Consider the following 16,709-nt stretch of genomic DNA (forward strand, 5'->3'; position numbering starts at 1 on the left):
GCCAAATCAACTCTATTTGCACTGCGATATATCACATCACTTAATGCGGCATTGCAAAAGAGAAATGTGACGCGCGCGATTTGTCGCTAATAATTTTTAAGCGTCGGTCGGCTGCTGCACGATGAGGCGCAGGAAGCTCATGACGCAGCCAATGGCGGCGAAGCCGGCGCCGAGCGCCAGCGCCCAGGTCGCGCCGGCATGGCCGAAGAGTCCGAAACAGAACGCAGCAAGGGCCGCGCCGGTACTCTGGCCCGTGAGCCGGGCGGTGGCGACGATGCCGCTGGCGCCGCCGCTGCGGCCGGCGGGGGCGCTGGACATGATGGCCTTCATGTTCGGCGCCTGGAAGAAGCCGAAGCCGGCGCCGCAGATCACCATGCGCCAGACGATATTGGCGATGCTCGGGTCCGGCGGCAGGGTTGCCAGCAGCACCATGCCGACCCCGAGCAGCGCCAGGCCGATGCCGCCGAGCAGGCCGGCCGGATAGTGGTCGGACAGCCGGCCGGCGATCGGCGCCATGATGCCCACCACCAGCGGCCACGGCGTCAGGAAGATGCCGGTTTCCACCGCCGAGCGATGCAAAACTTCTTCGAAGTAGAAAGGCAGCGACACGAAAGCGAGGCCCTGCACGGCGAAGGAGCAGACCGCCGTCGCCGCCGAAAGGGCAAAGAGCGGCCGGCGGAACAGGTCGATGGGGAGCATAGGCGCGGGATGTCCAGCCTGCCGTCGCAGCAGCACCCAGCCTATCAGCGCTCCGGCGACGAGTTCGGCGATTACGACCGGGGCCGAGACATGATGCGCGGCGCTGTCGATGCCGGTAATCAGCAGGCCCAGGCACGCAACAGCCAGCAAAGCACCGAGGTAGTCGAAGCTGTGCGTCGCGCGCGTCGTCTTCGGCAGGGTTTTCAGGCTGATGGCGAGTGCCGCAAGGCCAAAGGGCAGGTTGATGGCAAACAGCCATTCCCAACTGGCCACCGACAGGATGGCAGACGCGATGGTCGGCCCGATGGTGAAGGACGTGGCCACGATCAGCGCATTGTGCCCGAGCCCTCGGCCGAAATGCTGGGGTGGATAGACGGTGCGTACCAGCGCGGCATTGACGCTCATGGCGCCGGAGGCACCGAGCCCTTGCAGCACGCGTGCAATCAGCAGCGATTCCAGCGACCAGGCCAGCGCGCAGGCGACGGACGCCACGGTGAACAGGACCAGCCCGAACAGATAGATGCGTTGATGGCCGATGATCTCGCCCAGCGCGCCGAAAGGCAGCAAAGTGGCGACCATGGCGATCTGGTAGACATTGACCACCCAGATGACGTCGGCTGGTGTCGCCTTCAGATCCGATGCGATGGTGGGCAGCGCGATGTTGGCGATAGCGGTGTCGAGCGAGGCCATGGCCAGCGCGGTGAAGATCGCGACACGCGCCCAGCGTTGCTGTTGCGGCGTCAGCCCGTTGGGCTGAGAAGCCTGTGCCGCGATACCATCTGCCATCTCTGGGGATTCCTAGATGCGGCCGCCATCGTGGCCGATCCCGGCTATCTAGGCCAGTTCGTCGCAGGCCTGCAGACGCGCAACTGCATGTGCCATATGCGCCCGTCGCCGGCTCAGTTCGCTTTCTTGAACCACGTCCCCGATGCCACCGCAGTGGCAATGATGGTGCCGTAGGTGACCAGCGCCAATGCGAGGCAGGCGAACAGCCAGGTCAGCGATCCCGTCAGCCGCAGTGCCAGCCAGCCGCCGCCGATCGAGATCAGTAGCCGCAATACGCCGGCTAGCAGCGGAAACAGCATCTTGCCCGCACCTTGCGAGGCGAAATAGAGCGACAGGCCCAGGCCGAAGAAGCCGTAGGCGGGGCCGACGATGCGCAGATAGGCGCTGCCGGTCTCGATCATCTGCGGATCGCTGCCGAAAAGTCCGAGCCATGCCGCCGGCCAGATGGCGGCGATGAGGCCGACCGTTTCGGTGATCGCGAACACCATGGCGCCACCGATCAGAGCTGCGCGAAGTGCGCGGTCTTCCTGCCCGGCGCCGATATTGGTGCCGACAAGGGCGACCAGCGGCCCGCCGAAGCCGAAGGCCAGCGGCACCATCAAAAATTCCAGCCGCACGCCTGTGCCGAAGCCGGCCACTGCGTCACCACCCGCGAAACCGCCGACCAGTGCGGTGGTGAGCAGCACCGTGAGGCTCGTCTGCAGCGAGATGACAGCAGCGATGGCGCCGACGCGAAGAATGTCGGCCGAGAGGTCCCAGCGCAGCGGCGCCCATTTGAAATGCACGATGCAGCGGCCGGAGAGAATGTAGCCGGCCAGCACGGCGCCCACGGTGAAGGTCGAGAGCACCACCGCCCAGCCGCCGCCGGCAATGCCGAGCGCGGGGATCGGCCCCCAGCCGAAGATCAGGAGCGGCGACAGCGGGATCAGGATGACGACGCCGATGCAGATCGAGAGCGACGGCACCAGCATGTTGCCGGTGCCGCGGATGATGCTGGCAAAGCCGTTCATCAGCCAGACCAGCACGCTGCCGCCGAACACCACATTTGAATATTGCATGGCCGCATCGAGCGCGCCGCCGCTGACGCCCATGGATGTGTAGATGGCGCGACCGAAGATCAGGAAGATCGCGGAGCCGGTGAGGCCGAGCAGGATATTGATGAAGGTGGCATGCAGCACCAGCGCCTCGGCATCTGCCGTGCGCCGCGCACCGAGCGCACGCGCAATGGCCGATGAGATGCCGCCGCCCATGGCGCCGGCCGACAGCATCTGCATCATCATGAAGCCGGGAAACACCACCGCCATGCCGGTGAGGGCATCGCTGCCGAGATGCGAGACCCACCAGGTCTCAATGAGGCCGGTAGAGGCCTGCGCCAGCATCACCAGCAGATTGGGCCAGGCGAGCTTCACCAGCGTGGGGGCGAGCGGTGCCTGCAGCAGCATCCGCGTGCGCGGATTCATCTCCGGCACCGGCGCGGGATGGGCGGCAGCGATCGCCTGCGGCGTTTCCAGTTTCATTGTTGTCCGTCCTTCTGTGGGCGCGGTTTGGTGAGGCGGCGTTGCACACGCGCACTGGCCGCGGGGCCGGGTGCGTTGGCGTGGGTGGCTTCGGTGATGGGCTTGCCGGTGTTGCGATCGACCAGGATCGGATCGGCGCGCGCGCCGGTCTCCTTGTCGACCAGCATCACACTCTCGCCCTCGGGGCGAAATGGCGGTTGCCCCAGCTCTGCAGCGACCACAGCACGGCGCGAAAATCGCGGCCGCGCGGTGTGACGATATATTCGTAGCGCGGCGGCTTCTCGGAATAGAGCCGCTTCTCCAGCAGCCCGGCCTCGACCAGCACCGCGAGGCGCCTGGTCAGCATGTTCGGGGCGATGTTGAGATTCTTCTGAAACTCGTCGAAGCGCGTCATCCCATAGATGGCGTCGCGCATGATCAGGATGCTCCACCATTCGCCGACGCGCTCGAGGCTGCGGGCGACCGGGCACTCCATCTTGTTGAAGCTCTTCCTCTGCATGGGAGACAAGCTAGGCGAGTCACTATCATCATGCAAGTCACATCGGAAAGAGTAGCCCGGATGGAGTGGACGGCGCATCGCGCCGGTAACGCAATCCGGGGACGGCGCTTCAATTGAAACGCTGTCCCCGGATTGCGCTTCGCTCCATCCGGGCTACGGGATTTTACCAGTGACCGCCGATTTGCAGGCCGGCGACATAGAAGACGGCAAAGGTCAGCGCCATCGCGGCGCCGACAAGCAGTTGCTCGCGAAGCGGAAGCTGGAACCAGGACATTGTGAGACCCAAGTGGAAGACGATGATTTCGGTAAAGGATGGACGGCGGATTTGAAAGTTAAATCGCGGTTCCATGCGGCGAGGCTAGAGCACTGAGCGCAACTAAAACTCTCCCCTCATCCTGAGGAGCGGCCTCTTGGCCGCGTCTCGAAGGATGGCCCCAGGCTTGGAGCCAGGCAAGCTCATGGTTCGAGACGGCGCTTCGCGCCTCCTCACCATGAGGGACAGAGTGTGCTCACCCCACCATCCGTTCCCGCCCGACCCAGAAGCTCGCGCGCAGAGCTTTCTTGTCGATCTTGCCGACGCCGGTCATCGGCAGTTCCGTCACGAACTTCACATGTTTCGGTGCATGGGCCGAGCCCTTCTGTGCTTTCACCAGATTGATCAGCTCGTCCGCATTAGGCTGCGCGCCGCTGCGCGTCACCACCACAGCGGTGACAGCCTCGCCCCATTTGTCGTCGGGAATGCCGATCACGGCGCACATGGCGACATCGGCATGGGTGGTGAGCACATCCTCGACCTCGCGTGGGAAGATGTTGAAGCCGCCGGACACGATCATGTCCTTCTTGCGGTCGAGGATGAACATGTAGCCGCGCTCGTCCATGCGCGCGATGTCGCCGGTATGCAGCCAGCCGTTCTTCAATGTCTCCGCGGTCTGCTCCGGCCGCTTCCAGTATTCCAGCATCACATGCGGCGCGCGCACGCAGATCTCGCCGGATTCGCCCCGCGCCACTTCGTTGTCGTCATCGTCGAGAATGCGGATGTCGCACATGGCGATGGGGAAGCCGCAGGACAGGAACAGGTCCGGTTGCTTCACGTCGTGATCCGCCTTGCGCAGCACCGACATCGGATAGCACTCGGTCTGGCCGTACAGCTGCGAGAACACCGGTCCGATCCGCTCGATGCCTTCCACCAGCCGACTTGGCGACATCGGCGACGCCCCATAGAGCACGAGGTCGAGCGACGAGAGATCGGTCTTCGTCAGAGTTGGATGATCGAGCAGCACATAGATCATGGTCGGCACGAACAGCGTGAAATTGATGCGCTGGCGCTCGATGGTTTTCAGCACGGCCTCGGGATCGAAACCTTTCAGCATGTGCACCGTGCCGCCGCGCATCAGCGTCGGCAGCACCTTCGTGCCGGCCACATGGCTGATCGGCGCGACCGTGAGATAGCTTGGCGTGTCCGGTATTTCGAAATCCGACAACACGCCATCGGCAAAGGGGGAGACCTCGCGATGCCGGCGCAGCGCGCCCTTGGATTTGCCGGTGGTGCCGCCGGTGTAGTTCAGCACGGCGACGTCGTCGATCCCGGCGAAGTCGCGTGCGGTGGCGGTGCCGTTCTTGTCGATCACATCAAGGAGATCGACGCCGTAATCCGCACGGCCGAGCGTGAAGACATGACGCAGCCCCTGCGCCCTGGCCGCCAGCTCGCCACCGCGCTGCAGGAAGTTGTCGGCATCGATCACCAGGATCTGCGATTCCGAATCCTCGATCTGGTCGATCTGGTCCTGCAGCGATCCCAGCGGATGCAGCCAGGTGATGGCGAAGCGCGACAGTTGCGCTGCGACGCCGGTGCACCACGTATCCGCGCGATTGGCGGTCAGCAGCGCGACCTTGGTGCCGGGCTTTGCGCCAAGGTTCATGAACGCATGCTGCAGCCGCCCGATCATGTCGGTGGCGCCGCGATAGGTGAGGGAGCCGCCGGGCCAGCTGAAGGCGATGCGATCGGGATAGCGCGCCAGCGCACGCAGGGTTTGCAGGCCCACCGTCGGAAACGTGTTGAGCACGTCCGTCATCGCATCCTCCCGTTTTGTCCCGGCCTCTGCGGGCCGATGATGGCGATCAGGCTAGCAACGATTTCAATGCGTGCAAATACCTCACCGTCATTGCGAGGAGCCCTGACGGCTGGGGACGAACTTCTCGCGACTTCCGTCATTTGACTGTGCTAGAAACCGGCCGAACGTTCGGCTGCGTCACAGGAGACAACGATGCGCAAGTTTTTGACCGTGCTGGCGGCACTGGCGACCCTCGGCCTGTCCGGTTGCGGTTACAACGCGATCCAGACCAATGACGAACAGGTGAAATCGTCCTGGTCCGAGGTCGTGAACCAGTATCAGCGCCGCGCCGATCTCGTCCCCAATCTCGTCAATTCCGTGAAGGGCTTTGCCCAGCAGGAGAAGGACGTGCTGCTCGGCGTTACCAATGCCCGCGCCAAGGTCGGCAGCGTGCAGGCGACGCCCGACGTGGTGAACGATCCCGGCGCGCTGCAGAAATTCCAGGCTGCGCAGGGCGAACTCTCCGGCGCGCTGTCGCGTCTTCTCGTCGTTACGGAGAACTATCCGCAGCTGAAGTCCGATGCGCTGTTCAAGGACCTGATGTCGCAGCTCGAAGGCACCGAGAACCGCATCACGGTGGCGCGCAACCGCTACATCAAGGCGGTGCAGGAATATAACGTCGGCGTGCGCACCTTCCCGAACAATCTGACGGCCATGATCTTCGGCTACAAGGAGAAGGCGAATTTCTCCGTCGCCAATGAAGGCGAGATCTCCACCGCGCCGAAGGTCGATTTCAATCCGACACCGGCCCCGGCGAAGTAACGCTGCCATGAGGCTCGTCCAGGCCGGCCTGCTGGCGCTGCTGCTGTTCTGCTGCGGCGCGCCAGCCTTTGCCGACGTCGCCGTGCCGGCCTTGACCGGCCGTGTGGTGGATCAGACCGGCACGCTGTCCAGCAGCGAGCAATCCGAGCTCAGCGGCAAACTGGCAGATTTCGAGAAGCGCAAGGGCAGCCAGATCGGCGTCCTGATCGTGCCGACCACGGAGCCCGAGACGATCGCGCAGTTCTCCATCCGTGTCGCCGAGGCGTGGAAGCTCGGCCGCAGCAAGGTCGATGACGGGGCGATCCTGCTGGTCGCTAAGAACGATCGCAAGCTGCGCATCGAGGTCGGCAACGGGCTCGAAGGGGCGCTCACCGACGCCACCACCCGGCGCATCATCGATGAGATCATCGCGCCGCGCTTCAAGACCGGTGATTTCGCCGGCGGCATCAAGGCCGGCGCCGAACGGATGATGAAAATCATCGATGGCGAGCCGCTGTCGCCACCGCCCGAGCCGTCGGAGTGGAGGGCCGACACGGCGCTGTTCGACCAGTTGTTCGAATATGCGCCTTTCCTGCTGTTCGGCGCGTTCATCGGCGGCGCCTTCCTGCGCCAGATGCTCGGGCGTCTGCTGGGCTCGCTGGTCGCCGGCGGCCTGGTCATGGCGGCGGTGTGGCTGATCGTCAGCAGCGTCATTGCCGGCGCCATCTGCGGCCTTGCGGCCTTTTTCATCACGCTGATCGGCGATTCCGCGCTGTCGACCGGCGGGTCGTCGGGGCGCAGTGGCAGCAGCGGCGGTGGCTGGTCGTCGGGCAGTTCGAGTTCGTCGAGCAGCAGCGGTGGCTTCAGCGGCGGTGGCGGCAGCTTCAGTGGCGGCGGCGCTTCGGGGAGTTGGTGATGAGCCTGAAACGCATCGGCAGACATCTGCTCGCCAACCGCGCCCGCGTCCGCAAGGCATTTCCGCGAGAGGCAATCGCGGCGATCGAGCAGGCCATCAAGACCAGCGAGGCGACGCATGCCGGCCAGATTCGCTTCGTGGTGGAAGGCGCGCTCGATGGCGCGCCGCTGTTTCGCAACCAGGCGGCGCGCGAGCGGGCCATCGACGTGTTTTCGCAACTGCGCGTCTGGGACACCGAGCACAATAACGGCGTGCTGATCTATCTGCTGCTGGCGGATCGTGATGTGGAGATCGTGGTCGATCGCGGCATCGACAGGCATGTCGGCAGGGCCGGCTGGGAAGCGATCTGCCAGATGATGGAAACGCACTTCCGCGCCGGCCGTTTCGAGCAGGGCGTCATCGCCGGCATCGAGGCCGTGACGACGCATCTGGCAAGGCATTTCCCGGCAGACGGTGCCGCGATGAACGAGCTGCCGGATGCGCCGGTGGTGCTTTAGCGCTTACGCCTTGATCGACTCCCGCGCGCTCACGAGTTCGAACCACGCGGCCACCTTCGCATTGCCGCGATCCCATGGTTGCTTCACCTTGTCGGCGAAATCGAGCCAGCAATAGAGCACGATGTCCGCCATGGTGAAGCGATCGCCTGCGATGAACGGTCTGTCGCCCATCTGGCCGTCGAGCCAGGTCAGGCGGTCGGCGATGATCTTCTTCAGTCCCGGTGCCGCCTCCGGCACGCAGACGATGCGCGTCTCGAAACGCTTGAGGCCTTCGGAAAACCGATAGGCATTGGCAATGTGCTGGCAGATGTTGAGGTCGATCCGCTGCCGCCACATCCGCGCCTCCGCGCGCTCCTGCGGCGTCGCGCCGATCAGGGCCGGCTGCGGCTGTGTTTCCTCAAAATATTCGCAGATCGCCACGGTCTCGGAGAGGAAGCTGCCATCGTCGAGTTCCAGCGTCGGCATCTGGCCATGCGGATTGCGCGCCAGATGCGCGGCTTCGCGATTCTCCCCCGCCACCAGATCGACGGTCTGCGCGGGCAGGCTGATGCCTTTCTCCGCCAGAAACATGCGCACCACGCGCGGATTGGGTCCGATGGAATCATACAGTTTCATGGCGTGTCCCCAATGGCATTTCGTTGCCTCCGTTGTGCGGACCGGGCGGTCGCGCGTCAAGCAACCGCGGCCGGCACCCGACCAGAGGTGAAATTTTCGTAAGCAGGCGCGTGGGTAAGGATTTGGCAAGCAATGAAAGTTACCAAATCGTTGACCAATTCTGGAGACTTTGATCGTGAGCGAGCACAAGCCCGATTCCAATTCCGACGTTCACGGCGATCATGTCGGCAACGACGCGATGGCGGCGGGTTCGCATATGGACTCGCCCAATCTCGCCCCCGGGCAGGGCGAAGGCCCGCGCGGCCAGATGCCGAGGAAGGACGCCCCACGGCTCGGCGCGCCGCATCGCCTGACCATAATGGCGCCGTCGCGCGACGGTGCGCAGCGCGAGGACACCAAGCGCGAGCGTTCCTGGGAAGATCTCGTCAATTCCGAGCCCCGTTCCGAGCAGGCGGAGAAGCCGGGCACCGCGCGGATGCTGGCCATCGCCGCTATGATCGCCATCGGTATCACGGTCGGAGCCGTCGGCGGCTCGATGGCCACCAATGGCCTCGGCAAGCTGTTCGCCGCCGATGACGGCAAGGCCGCAGCCACCCACGCACTCGAAGAGCACATCACGCGCCTGGAGACCGAAGTCGCCGTGCTGAAGGCCGATGCGGACAAGGCCAACAAGGCAACCGCTGCCGCGCGCGCCAAATTCAATGATCGTCTCGACAAGCTTGAAAAAGCGCAGGCCGAGCCGAACGCCAAGATCGCGAAGCTGAACGAAGCCGTCGAGAAGCTGCGCACCGCACCGCCGCCGGCGCCCGCAGCGGCTCCGGCCCCGGCGCCTGCACCCGTGGCCTCGGTGCCCGCCAAGGACGTCACCGGTTCGATCAACAACGCCACGCCGGCGCCGAAGCCTGAAGTGGCCCGGCTGCCAACGGTGGATGGCTGGCGCATCCTCGATGTGGCCGGTGGCGGCGCCACCATCGAGAGCCGTCAGGGCGTGTTCGAGGTCTATCCCGGCGATCCCGTTCCTGGCCTTGGCCGTGTCGATGCGGTCCGCAAGCAGGATGGCCGCTGGACCGTCGTCACCAGCCGCGGCCTGATCGTCGCCCGCTGATCCCCTCCGTTCCGATCGATTTTGACAAGGCTGCTGCCCGTGCAGCGGCCTTTGTTTTGCGCTAGCCTTGTCGTCTGACCTGTCGGGATGGCGCCGTGCGACTTCGTTTTCGTCTGCTTGCCTTGCTGCTCTGCCTCGTGCCATGCGCCGCGCAGGCCGAGACGGGTCTGGCCATCATGGACCCGCAGGTTCTGCGTGAGCTGGAAGCATCACGCTTCGGCCTCGCGCAATTGCTCGCGCCCGCGCAGCCGCGTCCGATCGCCAATGATGCGCTGTTCGCACTGCCTGCGATGTCACCGATCTCCGTGGCGCTCGACGATGCCGTCACGCGCTATGTCGCCGATCACAAGGGGCGTTCGACCCAGGAGAGCATCGGCATCGGTGCCGGTCACGACGCCCTGCTGTTCGACAAGACGCTGCTCACGGCCGGCACGACGCGTTTCGTCCTCGCTGGCATCGTCAACCGGATGGACCGCGCCTATGTGGCACCGGAGACCTGCGGCGAGATCCGGCTGATCTATAGGCTGACTCGCACGGGGCAGACGGACACGCCGCCGCGGTTGCCGATGACGCTCAATCTCGTGCTGCATGCCAGGACACCCAACGAGACGATCACCTGCGCCGATCTCGCACGACGCTGGCTGGATACGACGACATCAGGCATGGCGTCGGCCGAGCGCCTGCAGGGCGGCAGTGGTCCGCTCGCTGCCATGAGTGCCGCGCAGATCGATCGGATCGAAACCAACCTGCAGATTTCGCATCGGCCGAAGTCGGAAGCGACCGAGTTCAGGACCGACTATCTGCAAAAGGTCTTTCATTACGATATCGCGGCTAAGCAATTCCGCGAAGCGCCGATGGAAAACCAGATCGACCGCGACCGGCTGCTGTCGGATGCCGTTCTCGGCCGCGAATTCCGCGACTGGTTGCTTGCGCCTGACAATCTTCGCGCCTTCGATCGCGGCACGGTGGTGATCCCCGAGAAGTTTCTCGCAACAGCCTCGCTTGCCGCCACGCCGGTTGGCTTCGCGCCGTCATCGCTGCAGCCCGCCTTCGGCCTGATGGGCGACGGCAAGGGGGGCGGCGTCTTCACGGAGCGCGATGTCGTGACGGCGCTGGCGCGGGCCACGGCGCAGGGCGGCGCGCTGGACAATATCCGCTCACCGGACGGCTTTGCGCGGCGGCTCAGCGATATCACCTGCGGCGGCTGTCATCAGATCCGGGGCATCGGCGGTTTCCACTTCACGGGTGCAGACACCTTGGCGACGCAAGTGGTGCAGGGCGCGGTGCCGGCCTCGCCGCACTTTGCCGGGGATCAGCCGCGCCGTCGCGCTATCGTCATGTCGATACGCGATGGGAAGTTGCCGGACTTTTCGCGGGGATTCTCCGATCGGCCGCAAAAGCGCGGCAGTGCGGAACTGGCGGGCACGTCGCTGCTTAATGGCTGGGGCGCGACCTGCTACCGGCGGGCTGCGCGCGGGCCGGCGGATGCCAGCTTTGCGTCATGGACCTGCGCTGACGGTCTGTCATGCCAGGCAGCTGGGGATGCGAATGCGCAGATCGGCATGTGTTTTGTGAAATGACGAAGCCAGGGACAGGGCGATGAACGAGACCGAGAAAGAGATCAAGGACCGCGACATCGCCATCGCCGAAAACGAAAGCGCGAAGCAGACCACCAGCGACATCCGCGTCAGCGTCTGGGCCATCGCCGTCGCAGTGCTGCTCGGGCTCGGCTTCTTCGGCTGGCTGCTGGCGCGCTAAACGCCGCTCATGAGGCTCGCGCGACGCGCGCCAGTCGCATCGGTCGCGGTGCATCGGCCAGATTGCGCCAGCGATAGAGCGGCGTATCCGGCGCCGGATTGAGCTCCGGCGTCCAGCCCGTGATCTTCTCGATCTCGAAATAGCGCATCGGCGTGCCGCGCCACATGGTGGTGAAGGACCCGATAGGCTCCAGCGTCGCGCCCGCCGCGCGCAGCAATTCGCGCTGGTCATCGATGCCCGCAATCAGCAGGCCGGGATGACCGGTGATCTGCGCCGAGCCGGGATCGCTGAAATCGAGAAATCTGGCGCGCTCGGTCACCTGGACCACCGGCACGCGATCCCGCAGATGCCATCGGAGCATGGCATAGACGCGGTAATTGGTCGTCGCGATCCAGGTCGCGCCGGTGTTTCGCATGTCCTGCAGGGCCCTTTCGGCGACCTTGTCGTAGCCGGCTTCCGTGCCGACCGGATCGTTGCGGCCGAACAGATTCCATGGCGCCACCGTGCAGTAGAGGAATGACAGAACGACAAACGTCATCCCGACCGCGATCGACGCTTGAACGCTGCGCCAATAGATGCGGATCGTCCCGTTCGACCAGCCTTCGCCCGGCAGCTCGACCATGTTGATCGCAGCACCGGCGATGGCGGCGGGCCACAGGAACATCGGCCAGGTATCGCCGACGCGCAGGCTCAGCGATGTCCACACGAAGTACAGAAACGGCACCAGCACCGAGCTTGAGAACAGCAGCGCGATCGGATCCTGCCGGCGCCATCCGCGCCAGGCCGTGACGGCGCAGGCCGACACGATCAGCGGCAGCAGGACGAAGCCGACCTGCACGAATTGCAGGCCGAAGAACTCGCCGAATGTCCGCAGCGACCAGTCATGGGCTGCGGTCACCCGCACGAACTGGAAACGGAACGAAGCCCAGTCATGCGCCTCGTTCCAGATCAGCACCGGCGACGACACGATGATTGCAATCAGAGTCGCCAGCCAGGGATAGGGGCTTGTGAGCCAGCGCAGCCGCCAGGCCGGCACCAGCATGAAGACGAGGATGCCCGGCACGAACATCAGCGCGGTGAGCTTGGCCAGCATTGCGAGGCCGCCGAACAGGCCGGTGGCGAGCCACCAGCGTCCGTCATTGGTCTCTGCCACCCGCACCATGGACCACAGCATGGCCACCGCGAACGGGATCATGGCCACGTCGGGCGCCACCTTTGCCATCAGCAATCCGTAATACAGCGCCGCTTCCGTCATCAGAGCGGTCACCACCATCGCGCGCAGATCCTGCGTGACGCGGCGGACGATATCGACGAGCAGGAGCTGCATGACGGCCATGGCGACGATGCCGGCGAAGCGGACGCCGAACGCCGTGTCCCCGAAGATCGCGGTGCCGAACCGGACGAACCATGCGATCATCGGCGGATGATCTAGGAACGACAGCACGTTCTCCTGCGACCACGTCCAGTAATAGGCCTCGTCGGTGCGGAGTTCGAAAATGCCGGCAAAGACCAGCCGCATCGCCATCATGGCGATGAGTAGTCCGCCGACCGCAAAAAGCGCCTGAGGGGTGACGTTGCGATGGAGGGGGCGAACCGGGAAGGGCGACATCGCCGAGCTTGTGGGCTGGCAGCGAGGTGGTGTCAACTTGTTGACTGTATGACGGGATAGCCTGTTGGCGATGCGCTGCAGGATGGTCAATTGCCCGATCGCGTCTTAAGGTTTCTGCATGTTTCCAGCCGCCGCGTCACGTTCTGCTCCATCCGCTGTCACGCCATCGTCGTGGTGGCGCGGGATCGGATTGCGCCAGGTTCGCCTTAGTTGCGGGCTGGTGCTGTTCACCTATCTGCTCAGCCATTTCATCAATCATGCGCTCGGCAATATTTCGATAGACGCGCTGCAGGCCGGCGTCGTCATCCATGCGGGCATCTGGCAGTTCTTTCCGATCGCGGTGATCTTCTACACATCCGCTGCGATCCATGCCGGTCTTGGCGTCTGGGCGCTGTATGAACGCCGCCAGTTTCAGTGGCGGACGGTGGAGCCACTGCAGCTCGTGCTCGGGCTGACCATTCCCACACTCATTGTCGGCCATGTGGTCGGCGTGCGGCTCGGTGAAAATCTCTACGATATCGATCGCAGCTATCCGCAGGTGCTGGCAAGCTGGATCACGTCGCCGCTGCGGCTGTGGTCGATGTACACCGTCATCCTGGTGGCATGGACGCATGGCTGCATCGGTTTGTACTTCTGGCTGCGCCTGAAGCCATGGTTCAGGCGCGCATCGCCTTATCTGCTGGCCGCGGCCGTCCTGCTGCCGACGCTGGCGATGCTCGGTGTCTTCCAGGGGCAGCGCGCTGTGGCTGCAAGCCTCGCATCGCCGGAATGGCAGGCCGCCAATCTCGGCCCCGGCCAGGTCGGCACCGCCGCCCAGCAAGTCACGCTGGCTGCGATCATCGACAATCTGCTGATCGGCTATTTGGTGTTGCTGCTGCTCGTTTTGGCGGCGCGCGGCATCCGCATCCTTGTCGAGCGGCGTGTCGGCATGATCAGCCTCGCCTATGGTGATGGCCGCATTGTGCGCGTGCCGATCGGGCTCAGCGTGCTCGAAGCCAGCCTGCGTCACCGGGTGCCGCATGCCAGCGTCTGCGGCGGGCGTGCGCGCTGCTCCACCTGCCGTATCCGCGTTACCAGCGACCTCGCCGTGCTGCCCGAACCATCGGCGCGCGAGAGTTTCGTGCTCAGCCGGCTCGGCACGGATGGCGATCCCGCCATCCGTCTCGCCTGCCAGCTTCATCCAACCGCCGATCTCGCTTTCGTGCAGTTGCTGGCGCCGCATGCGTCGAGTGCGAATGCCCATGCCACGCATCCCGCGCGGATCGGGCAGGAGCGCTATCTCGTCTGCATGTTCATCGACATGCGCGGCTCGACGATGCTTGCCGAGAAGCGACTGCCTTACGATACGGTGTTCATCGTCAACCGCTTCCTTGCCGCCGTCTCGCAGGCCGTGGTCGCATCGGGCGGCAAGCCGAACCAGTTCATCGGCGATGGCGAGCTCGCACTGTTCGGACTGAACTGCGATCCGCAGACGGCCTGCCGGCAGGCTTTGCGGGCGGCTGCCATGATTGCCGACAATATCGACGAGTTGAATCAAGCCTTGCAGCACGACCTGCCGCAGCCGCTGCGTTTTGGCATCGGCATTCACGGCGGCGAAGTCATTGTCGGCGATATCGGTTATCGCGACAACATGGTGTTCACCGCACTCGGCGATCCCGTCAATGTCGCTGCGCGGCTGCAGGACATGACCAAGAGCCTGTCCTGCGATGCGATCGTGTCGGAAGGCGTATTTGCGTCTGCCGGTGTCGATGTCGAGACGCTTCCGGCGCATGATCTGCCGATCCGTGGCCGTGTCGCGCCGATCAAGGTGCGTGCGGTATCGGACACGCGTCTGCTGACGACGCTCGCACCGCATGCGCCGTCGGACACCGTGACGGTCTGAACGGATATTCAGAAAATTCCTGTCGAACCATCTCGAACCCGCTCCGAAACGGGTGCGACGAACTGGTGACGGATCACACAGACCGATCCCGCAACCAGCGCATCGCGCATCACTGAAGGAGACCGACCATGTTTCGCAAGCTTGCTCTCGCACTCGTCGCAACAGCTTCCCTCGGCGCAGCAGCGCTGACGCCGTCCACTGCATCGGCCCATGGCTGGAAGCATCATCATGGCCATCACCACCACTTCCACGGCTACGGCCACGGCTTCCGCGTCGGCTATATCGGCGTCGGCCCCGGCTGCTACGTCACCCGCCGTGTCATGACGCCCTATGGCCTGCGCTGGCGCACCGTGAACGTCTGCTACTGATCCTCGCCTGACGATGGCAGCCCCGGCCCGGTTGGTCGGGGCTTTGTCGTGTTGCAGTGCATAGTACGTGCCGAACTATCATTGTCCGTTTCTGGTCCGCTTTTGCGACCTTCCGTCGCGTCAACCGCTTCCGAAGCGACGATACGGCGCGACTGATTTCAAAGTGAGCGTAAAATTCGCGATTGCCGCCCACCCTTTGTGCTGTCAAGCTGCGATACCCGCGCGTAAGCTGCCCGGGTTGGAGCGATCGGTTGGCGGGGACCGATATCCATTCTGGTGTGAGTCCCGCGGAGACGACGTGATGGCTAAAGGTACTGTGAAGTGGTTCAACCCGACCAAAGGCTATGGCTTCATTCAGCCGGCAGCGGGTGGCAAAGACGTGTTCGTGCATATCTCCGCGGTTCAGAAGGCCGGCCTGACGTCGTTGAACGAAGGTCAGACCATCGAGTTCGAGGAAGTCGCCAATCGCGGCAAGACCTCGGCCGAGAACCTCAAGGTCTGATCTTCTCATGGTTCGGTCAGGCGGCGCCTGATCCGGATCTGAGCGTGGTGTGATCGGGGCACCGGCCGGATCGGCCGGGTGACGGAACTCCAGACTATCGCGCCAGGACTTTGACGATGCATCCGGCAGGGTGGCTTGCGAGAGCCTCCCGCGTGCAGGATGCCATATGCGTGCTGCGCGCGTGACGCGACGACGCCACGGATTCGGCTTCACCGAAATCCGGTTTCCCCGAACGCCTAAAACTCAGTCTTCCTTGACCCATTGCGCGACCGGCATCACGGCTGGCGGCTGGGCGAAAGCCTGCGTCCACATATCCACGGTCCATTCGGCCCGCGTCGCCTTGTCGAGCAGCACCGCGGTATTGTGCGGCGTCTGCAGCGCCAGTGCATTGCCGCGATAATGCGGGTTGCCCACGGTGTGGTGCTTGAGCAAGCCCCAGTCCTGCATGATCAGCAGCAGGCTGGTGACATTGCGGGTCGTGTCCCAGCAATCGAAATTGTGCTTGTCGTCGAAATAGCGAAAGTCGGCCTTTGCGATGCGCTTGCTGGTGCCGATGACCGGTCCGACGCGACGATCGAACCAGATCACCGCCTTCTGCACCGCTGCGCGTTCGGCGACCGCCGATGCCTTGCCGCCGGCCATGATCTTGGTGAGGGCCGAACGATCCGCGGTGGTGAAATCGAAGATATGACGTCGCTTGCAGGTGAAGCCGTAGCAGACCGTCATGGAACTCGCCGAGGGCGGATAGATCGAGACCGATGTGTAGAGATCGGCGACCTCACGCGACATCTCGATGGCCTTTGCCGGGGACGCCAGCGTCACGGTGAGCATCACACCGGCCGCGACCAACGCGCTGCGTTGCAAAATTCCGAATGACATCAATTCGCCGAGCCCTGTCACATCCGTCGTTGAAATTAGCGGAGGGCTCTCATGATGCCAAGCTCGCTGAGATATTGCCACTAGCGGGGACGGCAGCCTTGGAGTGGCAGGCACGACGTGTCCGCGCTGCCATGCGTGTGCATCACCCCGCCACTCTCTGGCGTGGGGCGAAAGTGCGTTGCATCGACCATGCGACATGGGCCAAATGGGCTGTCGGATTGATCG

General features: G+C 64.2%; 18 protein-coding genes. 10 read left to right on the forward strand and 8 right to left on the reverse strand.

The window, feature by feature from the left end; genetic code table 11:
* Positions 1-96: 96 nt before the first annotated feature.
* The 4 genes from RPMA_RS07910 to RPMA_RS07920 all read right to left on the reverse strand — a co-directional run bounded on the left by RPMA_RS07910 (position 97) and on the right by RPMA_RS07920 (position 3,501).
* Positions 97-1,485, reverse strand: coding sequence for an MFS transporter (locus RPMA_RS07910; protein WP_211912297.1), 1,389 nt, complete (start codon positions 1,483-1,485; stop codon positions 97-99).
* Positions 1,486-1,598: 113 nt separating this feature from the next.
* Positions 1,599-3,002 (reverse strand): MATE family efflux transporter, encoded by a 1,404-nt coding sequence (locus RPMA_RS07915; protein ID WP_249225591.1) that lies wholly within the window; start codon positions 3,000-3,002, stop codon positions 1,599-1,601.
* A complete protein-coding gene (locus RPMA_RS28390) occupies positions 2,999-3,169 on the reverse strand; it encodes a hypothetical protein (protein ID WP_328516567.1) in 171 nt (56 codons plus the stop codon). The genes RPMA_RS07915 and RPMA_RS28390 overlap by 4 nt, the downstream gene beginning before the upstream one ends.
* A complete protein-coding gene (locus tag RPMA_RS07920; protein ID WP_328516568.1) occupies positions 3,169-3,501 on the reverse strand; it encodes a winged helix-turn-helix transcriptional regulator in 333 nt (110 codons plus the stop codon). The genes RPMA_RS28390 and RPMA_RS07920 overlap by 1 nt, the downstream gene beginning before the upstream one ends.
* 169 nt (positions 3,502-3,670) lie before the next feature.
* Here RPMA_RS07920 and RPMA_RS07925 point away from each other — a divergent pair, with 169 nt between their 5' ends.
* Positions 3,671-3,871, forward strand: a complete 201-nt coding sequence (locus RPMA_RS07925) for a hypothetical protein (RefSeq protein WP_211912298.1) — start codon at positions 3,671-3,673, stop codon at positions 3,869-3,871.
* A gap of 139 nt (positions 3,872-4,010) precedes the next feature.
* On the opposite strand, the gene RPMA_RS07930 is transcribed toward RPMA_RS07925, so the two are convergent.
* The gene (locus tag RPMA_RS07930; RefSeq protein ID WP_211912299.1) at positions 4,011-5,573 is read right to left on the reverse strand and encodes an AMP-binding protein; all 1,563 of its coding nucleotides are present in this window, start codon (positions 5,571-5,573) and stop codon (positions 4,011-4,013) included.
* A gap of 192 nt (positions 5,574-5,765) precedes the next feature.
* On the opposite strand from RPMA_RS07930, the gene RPMA_RS07935 reads away from it, so the two are divergent.
* Genes RPMA_RS07935 through RPMA_RS07945 form a run of 3 tightly spaced genes read left to right on the forward strand, consistent with a single transcriptional unit; the run spans position 5,766 to position 7,766 of the window.
* On the forward strand, positions 5,766-6,374 hold the full coding sequence (locus RPMA_RS07935; protein ID WP_211912300.1) for a LemA family protein: 609 nt from the start codon (positions 5,766-5,768) through the stop codon (positions 6,372-6,374).
* A gap of 7 nt (positions 6,375-6,381) precedes the next feature.
* Positions 6,382-7,269: a TPM domain-containing protein gene (locus tag RPMA_RS07940; protein WP_211912301.1), complete on the forward strand. Its 888-nt coding sequence runs from the start codon at positions 6,382-6,384 to the stop codon at positions 7,267-7,269.
* Positions 7,269-7,766 (forward strand): TPM domain-containing protein, encoded by a 498-nt coding sequence (locus RPMA_RS07945; RefSeq protein WP_211912302.1) that lies wholly within the window; start codon positions 7,269-7,271, stop codon positions 7,764-7,766. Before RPMA_RS07940 ends, RPMA_RS07945 begins: the two co-directional genes overlap by 1 nt.
* A 3-nt stretch (positions 7,767-7,769) precedes the next feature.
* Here RPMA_RS07945 and RPMA_RS07950 read toward each other — a convergent pair whose 3' ends face one another.
* Positions 7,770-8,381 carry a glutathione S-transferase family protein gene (locus tag RPMA_RS07950; protein ID WP_211912303.1) on the reverse strand — a complete coding sequence of 204 codons (612 nt, stop codon included), beginning with the start codon at positions 8,379-8,381 and terminating at the stop codon, positions 7,770-7,772.
* 175 nt (positions 8,382-8,556) lie between these two features.
* Here RPMA_RS07950 and RPMA_RS07955 point away from each other — a divergent pair, with 175 nt between their 5' ends.
* The 3 genes from RPMA_RS07955 (at position 8,557) to RPMA_RS07965 (ending at position 11,244) form a co-directional block, all read left to right on the forward strand.
* Entirely contained in the window at positions 8,557-9,486 is a 930-nt protein-coding gene (locus RPMA_RS07955; protein ID WP_211912304.1) for a hypothetical protein, read from the forward strand.
* 95 nt (positions 9,487-9,581) lie between these two features.
* Entirely contained in the window at positions 9,582-11,066 is a 1,485-nt protein-coding gene (locus tag RPMA_RS07960; RefSeq protein ID WP_211912305.1) for a hypothetical protein, read from the forward strand.
* A 19-nt stretch (positions 11,067-11,085) separates the two neighbouring features.
* Complete coding sequence (locus RPMA_RS07965) at positions 11,086-11,244, forward strand: hypothetical protein (RefSeq protein ID WP_211912306.1); 159 nt, start codon at positions 11,086-11,088, stop codon at positions 11,242-11,244.
* A gap of 7 nt (positions 11,245-11,251) precedes the next feature.
* Here RPMA_RS07965 and RPMA_RS07970 read toward each other — a convergent pair whose 3' ends face one another.
* Positions 11,252-12,853: a glycosyltransferase family 39 protein gene (locus RPMA_RS07970; protein WP_408056513.1), complete on the reverse strand. Its 1,602-nt coding sequence runs from the start codon at positions 12,851-12,853 to the stop codon at positions 11,252-11,254.
* A gap of 118 nt (positions 12,854-12,971) precedes the next feature.
* On the opposite strand from RPMA_RS07970, the gene RPMA_RS07975 reads away from it, so the two are divergent.
* The 3 genes from RPMA_RS07975 (at position 12,972) to RPMA_RS07985 (ending at position 15,605) form a co-directional block, all read left to right on the forward strand.
* Positions 12,972-14,735, forward strand: a complete 1,764-nt coding sequence (locus tag RPMA_RS07975; RefSeq protein ID WP_211912307.1) for an adenylate/guanylate cyclase domain-containing protein — start codon at positions 12,972-12,974, stop codon at positions 14,733-14,735.
* A gap of 128 nt (positions 14,736-14,863) precedes the next feature.
* A complete protein-coding gene (locus RPMA_RS07980) occupies positions 14,864-15,103 on the forward strand; it encodes a hypothetical protein (RefSeq protein ID WP_211912308.1) in 240 nt (79 codons plus the stop codon).
* 301 nt (positions 15,104-15,404) lie between these two features.
* The gene (locus RPMA_RS07985; protein WP_211912309.1) at positions 15,405-15,605 is read left to right on the forward strand and encodes a cold-shock protein; all 201 of its coding nucleotides are present in this window, start codon (positions 15,405-15,407) and stop codon (positions 15,603-15,605) included.
* A gap of 243 nt (positions 15,606-15,848) precedes the next feature.
* On the opposite strand, the gene RPMA_RS07990 is transcribed toward RPMA_RS07985, so the two are convergent.
* Positions 15,849-16,436 carry a hypothetical protein gene (locus tag RPMA_RS07990; RefSeq protein WP_249225705.1) on the reverse strand — a complete coding sequence of 196 codons (588 nt, stop codon included), beginning with the start codon at positions 16,434-16,436 and terminating at the stop codon, positions 15,849-15,851.
* Positions 16,437-16,709 lie beyond the last annotated feature (273 nt).

Source organism: Tardiphaga alba, from assembly GCF_018279705.1.
GTDB classification, from domain to species: domain Bacteria; phylum Pseudomonadota; class Alphaproteobacteria; order Rhizobiales; family Xanthobacteraceae; genus Tardiphaga; species Tardiphaga alba.